General features: G+C 48.9%; 9 protein-coding genes and 1 tRNA gene. 5 read left to right on the top strand and 5 right to left on the bottom strand.

Going from position 1 to position 10,203, the window contains the following annotated elements; all coding sequences use genetic code 11:
• Positions 1-145 precede the first annotated feature (145 nt).
• Positions 146-217, bottom strand: a tRNA-Arg gene (locus tag VIM87_RS18980).
• A 69-nt stretch (positions 218-286) separates the two neighbouring features.
• The gene (locus VIM87_RS18975) at positions 287-856 is read right to left on the bottom strand and encodes a MarC family protein (RefSeq protein ID WP_331998518.1); all 570 of its coding nucleotides are present in this window, start codon (positions 854-856) and stop codon (positions 287-289) included.
• A 133-nt stretch (positions 857-989) separates the two neighbouring features.
• Here VIM87_RS18975 and VIM87_RS18970 point away from each other — a divergent pair, with 133 nt between their 5' ends.
• From VIM87_RS18970 to VIM87_RS18950, 5 genes are all read left to right on the top strand, one after another.
• A complete protein-coding gene (locus VIM87_RS18970; protein ID WP_331998517.1) occupies positions 990-1,574 on the top strand; it encodes an XRE family transcriptional regulator in 585 nt (194 codons plus the stop codon).
• 338 nt (positions 1,575-1,912) lie between these two features.
• Complete coding sequence (locus tag VIM87_RS18965) at positions 1,913-5,080, top strand: SusC/RagA family TonB-linked outer membrane protein (protein ID WP_331998516.1); 3,168 nt, start codon at positions 1,913-1,915, stop codon at positions 5,078-5,080.
• A gap of 21 nt (positions 5,081-5,101) precedes the next feature.
• Positions 5,102-6,682, top strand: coding sequence for a SusD/RagB family nutrient-binding outer membrane lipoprotein (locus VIM87_RS18960; RefSeq protein WP_331998515.1), 1,581 nt, complete (start codon positions 5,102-5,104; stop codon positions 6,680-6,682).
• Positions 6,683-6,688: 6 nt separating this feature from the next.
• Complete coding sequence (locus VIM87_RS18955) at positions 6,689-7,258, top strand: phosphonate degradation HD-domain oxygenase (protein ID WP_331998514.1); 570 nt, start codon at positions 6,689-6,691, stop codon at positions 7,256-7,258.
• A 23-nt stretch (positions 7,259-7,281) separates the two neighbouring features.
• Positions 7,282-8,583: a DUF5690 family protein gene (locus VIM87_RS18950; protein ID WP_331998513.1), complete on the top strand. Its 1,302-nt coding sequence runs from the start codon at positions 7,282-7,284 to the stop codon at positions 8,581-8,583.
• Here the strand turns inward: VIM87_RS18950 and cobC are convergent.
• The 3 genes from cobC to VIM87_RS18935 form a co-directional block, all read right to left on the bottom strand.
• Positions 8,566-9,123, bottom strand: coding sequence for an alpha-ribazole phosphatase (gene cobC, locus VIM87_RS18945; protein WP_331998512.1), 558 nt, complete (start codon positions 9,121-9,123; stop codon positions 8,566-8,568). The genes VIM87_RS18950 and cobC overlap by 18 nt on opposite strands.
• Positions 9,108-9,878: an adenosylcobinamide-GDP ribazoletransferase gene (cobS, locus tag VIM87_RS18940; RefSeq protein ID WP_331998511.1), complete on the bottom strand. Its 771-nt coding sequence runs from the start codon at positions 9,876-9,878 to the stop codon at positions 9,108-9,110. Before cobS ends, cobC begins: the two co-directional genes overlap by 16 nt.
• 8 nt (positions 9,879-9,886) lie before the next feature.
• The coding region (locus tag VIM87_RS18935) for a nicotinate-nucleotide--dimethylbenzimidazole phosphoribosyltransferase (RefSeq protein WP_331998510.1) at positions 9,887-10,203 on the bottom strand (317 nt) is incomplete at its 5' end.

Below are 10,203 nucleotides of genomic sequence, written 5' to 3'. Positions count from 1 at the left end.
ATTGACTATCATGCTATTCAAAATAAAAAACAAAAATCCGTAAACAAAACCGTAAACGAATTGCCCAAAAATCATCCATATTATATAAAGAAACCCTCCAAAGAGGGTTCAAAATGAATTAATTAAAAATTGGAAAATTGCTAAGTGGCCTCGCCAGGAATCGAACCTGGATCTGGAGCTTCGGAAACTCTTATACTATCCATTGTACTACGAGGCCAATTCTAACACAGATTAGAAAGGAAGGCAAAACTAAGGTTTTTAACCCTGAATTACAAAATGCTTATTTCTACAGGTTCACATTACTTTTAAAGATCTTCACGGCAATGGCCAGCAGGATCACCCCAAAGAATTTACGTACCACCATCAGCCCGGCCTTGCCCAGTATACGTTCTATCCAGCTCAGGGAACGCAGCACCAGGTAAATGATAGCCAGGTTCAGCACAATACCGGCCAGGATGTTATACTCTCCAAAGTTGGCTTTCAGCGACATAATAGTAGTGAGTGTGCCGGAACCGGCTATGAGCGGAAATGCAATGGGCACCACGCTGCCGGTCTTATTATCCGCATCAGTACTCTTAAAGAACTCAATGCCCAGGATCATTTCCAGCCCGATCACGAAGATCACGATTGAACCTGCCACGGCAAAAGAGTGTACGTCAACGCTCATTAATTTCAGGAAAGGCTCGCCTACAAATAAGAACCCCACCATCAGGAAACCTGAGGCCAGCGTGGCTTTGCCGGAATCTATATGCCCCAGTTTTTCTTTCAGGGAAATGAGCACCGGGATGGAGCCCACCATATCTATAACAGCAAAAAGGGTGAAGGCAATGGTTAGGATCTGGTCTAGACTGAACATTTGGCTGACATATTTATACAAATATAATTTATTATATGAATGGTTATAAGCTTGTTAAAAAGTTTGCTATTTGGCGCTTGTTTCACTTTCTTTGTCAGACCGGCCACCCTATTATATGGTAATCAAGTAGTATATGACGGAAGACATCATTATCCAGATCAGCAATAAGATAAAAGAGAAAAGGAAAGCCAAAGGCATCACTATCCAGGAGCTGGCCGATAAAGCCGCGGTGAGCAAGGGGCTGATCTCCCAGATAGAAAATAACCGTACCGTACCGTCGCTGCTGGTGCTCATTAACATTATACGCTCGCTGAACCTGGACATGAACGAGTTTTTTAACGAGATAGGACAGCCGCAGCAAAACAGCCGTGTGATCATTAAACAGCAGGCCGATTACCAGGCCTTTGAAAAGGAAACTGCCCGGGGATTCCTGTACAAGCGCGTGCTTACCAAAAATGTGAAGAATACTCCTGTGGATATTGTGATCCTGGAGCTGAAGAAAGGCGCCCGCCGCAACCAGATGGTGAAAACCGATGCCTACGAATACAAATACATTTTACAGGGCACAGTAGAATACCAGATAGAGAACGACAAACATATCCTTAATGAAGGGGATTCCCTTTTCTTTGACGGCCGCCTGGGCCACAAACCCGCCAACATCGGGGACGGGGATGCGAAGATCCTGGTAGTGTACTTTTTCCAGGAAGGAGAGAATTGATGATGTGCAGATGTGCAAATATGCGGATGTGCAAATGAAATGACCCCATATGAATATATTGCTTCGTGTTATACCAAACTCTGTCATTAGATAATTCAATCCATATATACATTTTTTAATCTCCAAACAAACTCAATCCATCTGCACATCTGCATATTTGCACATCTGCACATTTAATAATTATTTTAGTATTACTTAACAATTAGGTTACATTCTTCTGCAACATTTGCATGGTAATTAGGCCCTTTAGAGAACTATTGAACTGGCTCATCTAAACCAAAAATCTATCCATTATCATGCAACATTCTTTACTTAAGCATTGTAAAAGGCTATGTCTTGTGCTGTTCCTGTTAGCTGCCGGCGCCACCGCATGGGCGCAACAGCAGGTAAGCGGGCAGGTAACCTCCGCAGAAGACCAGCAGCCGGTACCCGGCGCCACCATTAAAGTAAAAGGCGCTACCCGCGGCGCACTTACAGATGCCAAAGGACAATTCAGCATCCCTACGCAGCCGGGCGATACCCTGCAGATCACCTATATTGGCTTTGTTCCGGCCGAAATAGCGGTGAAAGGGCAGCAAAACCTGCTCATTACTTTACACTCCGACAAAAAAGCGCTGGACGAAGTAGTAGTAACGGCACTGGGCATACGAAAAGAAGTAAAGCGCCTGGGCTATGCCGTGCAGGAAATAAAAGGCGATGACCTGGTAAAAGCCCGCGAGCCTAATCCCATCAACGGATTGGTAGGGAAAGTGGCCGGCCTTACCGTAGGCGCATCTGCAGAAATGCTGGCCTCTCCGCAAGTATTGCTGCGTGGCAGCAGCATTAACCTGTATGTAGTAGATGGTGTACCCATAAACTCTGATACGTGGAATATATCCCCGGATGATATTGAAAGCTATACTGTATTAAAAGGCGCTACCGCATCGGCCCTCTATGGCTCCCGTGGCCTGAATGGTGCTATTATGATCACTACTAAAAGAGGATCCAAGGACAAGCGCGGTTTCTCCATTGACTTTAATTCCAGCACCATGTTCGATAATGGATTTATTGCCATTCCCGAGGTGCAGGATGAATATGGTCCCGGCGATCATGGCCGTTATGCATTTGTAGATGGTAAAGGCGGCGGCACCAATGACGGCGACTACGACATTTGGGGACCTAAGTTTGAAGGGCAGCTGATACCGCAGTACGACAGCCCTATTGATCCTGCTACGGGCCAGCGTAAAGGCACACCCTGGATAGCCCGCGGCAAGGATAACCTGAAACGTTTTATACGCACCGGCATCCTGAGCACCAACAACCTTTCTGTATCTGCCAAAACAGATAAGGCCGACCTGCGTTTCTCCCTGTCGCACTCCTTCCAGCAGGGTATTATACCTAACACACACCTGAACATCACCAACTTCAACGTGTCTGCAGGTTATAACTTTTCACCCCGCCTGCGCCTGGAATCTTACCTGAACTACAACCGCCAGTACACCGATAATTTCCCGGATGTGAACTATGGCCCCAACAGCCTTATTTATAACATAGAGATCTGGGGCGGCGCCGACTGGAATATAGATGATATGCGCAACTACTGGCAGCCCGGTAAAGAAGGCGTACAGTCTATTTACGCGGAATACCAGCGTTACCACAACCCCTGGTTCATGGTAAAGGAATGGCTGCGCGGCCATTATAAAACAGACATGAACGGCTATATGAAATTAACCTACCAGCTGAACGATCACCTGGAGCTGTTAGGCCGTACGCAAGTAAGCAGCTACGACCTGCTGCGTACGGAAAAAATGCCTTACTCCGCCCATCCCTATGGCCGCGAGGAAGGTAAGGGCGATTACCGGGAAGACCGCCGTTCCCTGTTCGAGAACAATACCGATGTATTGCTCACCTACCATAACACTTTTAATAAGCTGGACTTACGCGCCTCCCTTGGCGGTAATGCCCGCAGCTTTAAATACAACTCCAGCTTTGTTAGCACCAATTATTTAAATGCGCCGGGTTGGTACAGCTTTGCCAACTCCCGCGATCCATTGTATGCGAACACCTTCCGTGCCGACATGCTGGTGCTGAGCGCTTACGGGTATGTGGATCTGACCTATAGTAAATATGCCACCCTGTCGCTCACAGGCCGGTACGATAAATTATCTACCCTGCCCTCCGGCAACAACCTGTATTTCTATCCCTCAGCATCCTTAAGCACCGTGGTTTCCGATTATGTGCAGCTGCCGGAAATTATTTCATTCCTGAAGTTCCGCGGCTCCTACGCCAATGTAAAAGGCGGCCTTACGCAGGATACCATCGGCACCACGCCGCAGGGCGTATATCCGTTAGGGTATGGAGCGCAGTACTATGCATCCTATGGCGGGCCTACCTTCCAGAACTCACCGGGTTACAGCGTATCCACCGTGTACCAGAACCAGGCCGGCGCATCATACACCCGCACCATTACCAACCCAAGCCTGAAACCCTTTTCCAGCACCGCCTATGAAGCAGGTATGGATATCCGTTTCCTGCATAACCGTATAGGCCTGGATGTTACCTGGTTCACTACTAAGAACGGCCCGCGTATTTACGAGCTGCAGGTAACCGATGCAGCCGGTTATGACAAATACCTGGTGAATGGGGTAACCACCCGTAAGAATGGCTGGGAAGCATCCCTCACCGGATCGCCGCTGTGCAGCAACACCGGTTTGAACTGGGATGTGATGGTGAACTGGAGCACCTTTAAGGAAAAGTATGTTGACTTTTACCCGGGCGTAAATACCCTGAACGTATTCTTTAAACCCGGCGACCGTGTGGATGGATTTTATGGAACCGCTTTTGTAAAAACACCGGATGGGCAGATCATTAATGATGCTGGCGATGGCCGCCCCATTGTGAACCCGGTAGGGCAGTTCCTGGGGTATACCAATCCCGACTGGACCTGGGCTATTAACAACGTGTTCCGCTACAAGCAGTTTAATTTCAGCTTCCAGTTTGATGGGCGTGTAGGCGGTAACATGATCGACTATATTCAGCAGCAAACTTTCCGCGGGGGCCGTAATATTAAAACCGTGGAAGGCGCCATGGGCGATGCCCGCTACCAGGATTACAAAGGCGTAAAATCATGGACCGGCCAGGGTGTGGTGATCAGCAATGGCGCAGGCATCAGCTATGATAATAACGGCAATGTAACCAACTACAAGGACATGCAGTTTGCGCCTAACACCACTAAAACCTATCTGCAGGACTACATCAGCGTTTATTACAATACCAACGAGGCCAATCTTATCAGTAAAACTTTTGCCAAGCTTCGGGAAGTAGTGATCGGCTACAACCTGCCGCAAAGTATACTGGGCCGCACTTTCATCCGGCAGGCAAATGTTTCCTTTGTGGGCCGCAACCTGTTATACTTTGCTAAAAACAAGGACATTGACATTGAGCAGTATGCCGGCGACCAGGGAACCTCAACCCTGCAAACGCCCACTACGCGCAGATATGGATTTAATGTGAATGTTACTTTCTAACGCCTCCTTAAACCAACACTCATGAGAACACTTAAGATATTAGCGATCACGGTTGTATTAGGCGCTGCAATGAGCGCCTGTAACAAGCAGTTCAGCGACGATGAATTAAACAGCAATAAACCTGCGCAGGTGCCACCCAGCCTGCCCCTGGGCAGCATACTTTCCGATATGAATGCCATCAGGCCCTGGAGCGATGTAATGCGCTGGAACCAGTTCGACTGCTGCAACTATAACTACTACGGTAACCAGCGGTATGACTGGGGCGGCGCTAAGCTGGATGGTTATGGCAGCCTGGAAAATGTACAGCAGATGGAGCAGGAAGCCATTCGCCTGGGTGGCAATACCCTGAACCCCTATGCCGCGCTGGGCAAATTCTTCCGGGCCTATTTCTTTTACCGTATGACCAACCTGGTAGGCGATCTGCCGATGACAGAAGCCCTGCAGGGGAAAAACAATCTTACGCCTAAATACGATGATCAGCGCACAGTGTTCATTCAGATCCTTGCCTGGCTGGAAGAGGCTAACAGCGCGCTGGATTCGCTGATCAACAACCCGGATAAAGTAAATACTTCAGAAGGGCAAACGCTGCGCAATGATTTCTATTATAATAACAAGCTGGATTACTGGCGCCGCGCAGTGAATGCATTCCATTTGCGGGTGTTAATTGCGCTGAGTAAAAAAGAAGCAGATACAGAGCTGAAGATCCAGCAGCAGTTTAACGCCATCCTTTCCAACCCCACCAAATATCCGTTGCTGGAAGGAATGGATCAGAACCTGCAGTTCATTTACAATAACATCAATAAATACCCCGTGAACCCCGATAACCTGGGCTTTGATGCTACGCGTTATAATATGTCGGCCACTTACCTGAATACCCTGGTAAGCCTGCGCGATCCGCGTGCCTTTGTTACGGCGGAACCGGCCACGGAGCAGCTGAACAGGTTAAAGAAAACGCCGGCGGATATTACCGCTTACGTGGGCGCGCCTTCCGGTGAGAACCTGACGGATATGTCGTCTAAAATGTCCAGCGTGGATACTGCGGTATATTCCCTGCGCAGCCGCAGCCGTTATTATGCCAATTACGCGGCAGAACCGGGCATTATCATTGGTTATCCGGAAATGTGTTTTAACATTGCAGAAGCCATTAACCGTAAATGGGTGACCGGCTCGGCCGAATCCTGGTATAAAAAAGGCATCCAGGCCTCCATGGGTTTTTATGGTATACCGGAAGCAGGTACTTTTGTTAAAACGTATAAGAATGTACGTTATGAAATACCGTTTAACTTTGAAACGGATTATTATGCGCAGGCCACGGTAAAGTACAAAGGCGATAATACGGACGGACTTCAACAGATCATTACACAAAAGTACCTGGCCTTTTTTGAGAACACGGATTGGGAAGGTTACCTGAACTGGCGCAGAACAGGTATACCGGCATTCAGCACCGGTTCCGGTACCGGCAACAGCGGTAAGATACCCCTGCGGTTCAAGTACCCGGATAACCACCGTAATGCCAATGCCGGCAACTGGTCCGCTACCTTACAAAAACAATTTGGCACCACTACGGATGATATTAATGCCGTAATGTGGCTGATAAAATAATCACACATGTTATTACAACAAGCGGAGCAAACAGTTAGCATCATCTTTAGCCTGTATGAAAAATACGGGGCGGCCGACTACATAGGCGAACCGGTATCCCAGCTGGAGCATATGTGCCAGGCCGCCCTGCTGGCGGAGCAGGCGGGCAGCAGCGAAGAAGTGATACTGGCAGCCTTTTTTCATGATATTGGCCACCTGTGCGAAATGGAAGGCAGCGCCTCCATGGGCGGTTATGGTGTGCAGGACCATGAAAAATGGGGCGGCATTTTTCTGAAGCAGCATGGCTTTTCGGATGCGCTTATCCGGCTGGTAGGCTCGCATGTGGATGCCAAACGTTATCTCACGTTTAAATATCCAACCTATTACGCGCAGCTCTCGGAAGCCAGCAAGCAAACGCTGGCCTACCAGGGAGGGCCTATGACAGAAACGGAAGCTGCTGCTTTTGAAGCCGACCCGCTGTTTGCCGACATGGTGCGCCTGCGCACCTGGGACGACCAGGCCAAAGCCACGGATCAACCGTTGCCCGACCTGCAGCGGTTTAAGCAGATGGCGCTGCATCATTTAATGAATCAGTAACATAATTATTGTACATTATATCAATGCTAAACCTACCCTGGGTCCAACAACGGCTCAAACGCACAGACCAGTTTACGTTTTCGCTGTATGCGGCCCTGGTATCATTTGGTACCTACTCCTGCATGTACGCTTTCCGCAAACCTTTTGCAGTAGCCTTGTTTGAAGGGATCAGCTTTTTAGGCATTGACTATAAAATATGGCTGGTAATAGCCCAGACAATGGGGTATGCAGCCAGTAAAATATACGGCATCCGCTTTATTGCAGAAATGCAAAGCGCTAAGCGGGCCCGCAGCATTGTTGTCCTGATACTATTCTCCTGGCTGGCGCTATTGCTGTTTGCAGTAGTGCCGGCCCCTTTTAACATCCTCTTTTTATTTCTGAACGGATTTCCCCTGGGCATGATCTGGGGCCTGGTATTCGGTTACCTGGAAGGCAGGCGTAGCACGGAGTTTATGGGTGCGGTGCTGTCTATCAGCTTTATTTTTTCTTCGGGCTTTGTAAAATCTGCCGGTAAAATGGTAATGGTTGACTGGCATGTTACAGAGCTATGGATGCCTTTTGTAACCGGCCTTTTATTTATGCTGCCCATGATCATTTTTGTGGTGCTGCTGGAACAAATACCGCCGCCTACCGCTACCGATGAAGCTTTGCGCACGCGCCGGGAGCCTATGAACAAACAGCAGCGCCGTCAGCTGCTGCAGCAATTCCTGCCCGGGCTGGTATTATGTATTATCAGCTATGTGATACTTACCATGCTGCGCGATATGCGGGATAATTTTGCAGCCAACATCTGGCAGGAGCTGGGCATGGGCAAAGACCCGGCAATTTTTACCCAAACAGAAGTACCGGTATCGCTGGCCATATTGGGCATTATGGGCATGCTGGTATTTGTGAAGGATAATTACAAGGCATTTATGCTGAACTACCTGATCGTGATCGCGGGATTTGTAATAGCAGCGGTAAGCTCCCTGTTATTCATGCAGCAATATATAAGCCCTGTGGTATGGATGACGCTTACCGGCCTGGGATTATACATGGGTTATATTCCCTTTAACTGTATCTTTTTTGAGCGGCTGATAGCCACGTTCAAATATGTGAGCAATGTAGGCTTCCTGATCTATGTGGCAGATTCCTTTGGATATTTAGGCAGCGTAAGCATACTGCTGGTAAAGAACTTTGGCAACTGGCATATTTCCTGGGGCCAGTTCTTTATGAATACGGTTTTAAGCCTCTCTGTGCTGGGAGTGATCATGATGATAGGCTCTTACCTGTATTTCAGAAAAAAGTACCGCAGCATGCGGCCTTCCTCATTCGTTCACTCCTAAAAGCTCCATTTTTCCGTCTGTTACCCGCAAACGCGCTATGCGGCCGTATTCCACGCGCAGCTCAAAAGAATTTTCCAGCGGAGTATTTGTTACATAAGCCAGTAGTGCGCGGATCACGCCGCTGTGGGTAACCAGCACGGCATCCTGGTTCTTAGCGATTACTTCTTTGAAAATTTCCACGCTGCGGTTAAACAGGTCCTCATAGCTTTCACCACCCGGTACGCGGGCATATACATAATTATCCATCCAGGCCTGCAGGGCATCAGGTCCCAGATCGTCCCAGCGTTTCATTTCCCAGTCGCCGAAGTTGAGCTCTTTCAGACGGTCGTCTTTGGTAAGATCATCGCCAAATAAAAAATGCGCCAGCTTGCTGCAGCGTTGTAACGGGCTGGCATATACGACAAAGGGTTTGCCGGGCAGCAGCTGTTTAACACGCGTTGCTTCTTCTGTAAAAGTACCGGCCACATCCAGGTCTGCAAAACCGTAGCAGGTGCCACGTTCAATAGCCGGCGTTGTATGCCGTATCAGGTATATTTCCATTCCACCAAGCAAAAGCACAAATATACAACTGTTTCTGAGAGTTGTTGTACGGCGCCCAGGCAGTCGCCGGTGTAACCGCCTATCCACTTACGCATGAGGCGGGCCATATAGAAACGCGCCAGCCATACAGCCGGCAGGCATAACAGCCACAGGTAGTGGTGCAGCAATATAGTAGCCAGCAGCAGTGGCAACAGGCCCAAACAGCCTGCTACAAAAAGCTCCCAGCCTTTAATGCCTTTGGATACGGGCTTGGCTTTGCTATCCTCATTTTCCCGTACGTAGGGATGGGTGTAGATAATGGTAACCGCGGTAAAGCGGCTCAGCGCATGCGCTGCCACAATAGCAATGGCGGCTAAAAAAGGGGAGAGAGCAAATAAGCAATAGAACTTCAGCAGCATTAACAGCAGCAGCCCTAACATACCATAGGTGCCAATGCGGCTGTCTTTCATGATCAGCAGGATCTTTTCCTGGGTCCAGCCACCGCCGAAACCATCGCACATATCGGCAAAACCATCTTCATGAAAAGCGCCTGTCATCCAGATGCCGGTAACAAGGGTTAGGATAATGGTTACCGGCCAGGGTGCAACCAGGTTTAAACCATACAGCACCAGGGCCATGGCGCCGCCTACCAGCCAGCCGATCAACGGCAGGTAACGGGTAGCCCTGCTTAACCGGTCAAGGCCATGCGGAATATTACCCACCGGTATACGCGTGTAGAACATGATAGCGGTGCGGAGTAAATACCATTGTTCCATAATCCAAATCAGCTGGTTTTATTAGAGACCTGCGCATCTTCAAAGCTGGCCATGTTTTCCAGGAATGCAGTGGCGCATTGTATAATAGGCATGGCCATGGCAGCGCCGGTGCCTTCGCCCAGGCGCATATCCAGGTGCAGCAGTGGAGTGACCTGTAAATGCTGTAACATAGCGAGGTGCCCTTTTTCATTTGAGCAATGCGCAAATACACAGTAATCTGTTACTGCCGGCTGTAAACGGTGTGCAGCCATTAGTGCGGCCGTTACAATAAACCCGTCTATCACCACTATCATATTTAGCGCGGCAGCCTGCAAAATGGCGCCGC

It is taken from the genome of Chitinophaga sp., from assembly GCF_036569125.1.
In the GTDB taxonomy this organism is placed as follows: Bacteria; Bacteroidota; Bacteroidia; order Chitinophagales; family Chitinophagaceae; genus Chitinophaga.
This window is presented reverse-complemented; position numbering and strand designations above follow the sequence as displayed.

Excerpts from the sequence above, each read along its gene's own strand:
- VIM87_RS18950 (WP_331998513.1), top strand. The coding sequence starts at position 7,282 with ATGCTAAACCTACCCTGGGTCCAACAACGGCTCAAACGCACAGACCAG.
- VIM87_RS18975 (WP_331998518.1), bottom strand. The coding sequence starts at position 856 with ATGTTCAGTCTAGACCAGATCCTAACCATTGCCTTCACCCTTTTTGCT.
- VIM87_RS18955 (WP_331998514.1), top strand. The coding sequence starts at position 6,689 with ATGTTATTACAACAAGCGGAGCAAACAGTTAGCATCATCTTTAGCCTG.
- cobS (WP_331998511.1), bottom strand. The coding sequence starts at position 9,878 with ATGGAACAATGGTATTTACTCCGCACCGCTATCATGTTCTACACGCGT.
- cobC (WP_331998512.1), bottom strand. The coding sequence starts at position 9,123 with ATGGAAATATACCTGATACGGCATACAACGCCGGCTATTGAACGTGGC.
- VIM87_RS18960 (WP_331998515.1), top strand. The coding sequence starts at position 5,102 with ATGAGAACACTTAAGATATTAGCGATCACGGTTGTATTAGGCGCTGCA.
- VIM87_RS18970 (WP_331998517.1), top strand. The coding sequence starts at position 990 with ATGACGGAAGACATCATTATCCAGATCAGCAATAAGATAAAAGAGAAA.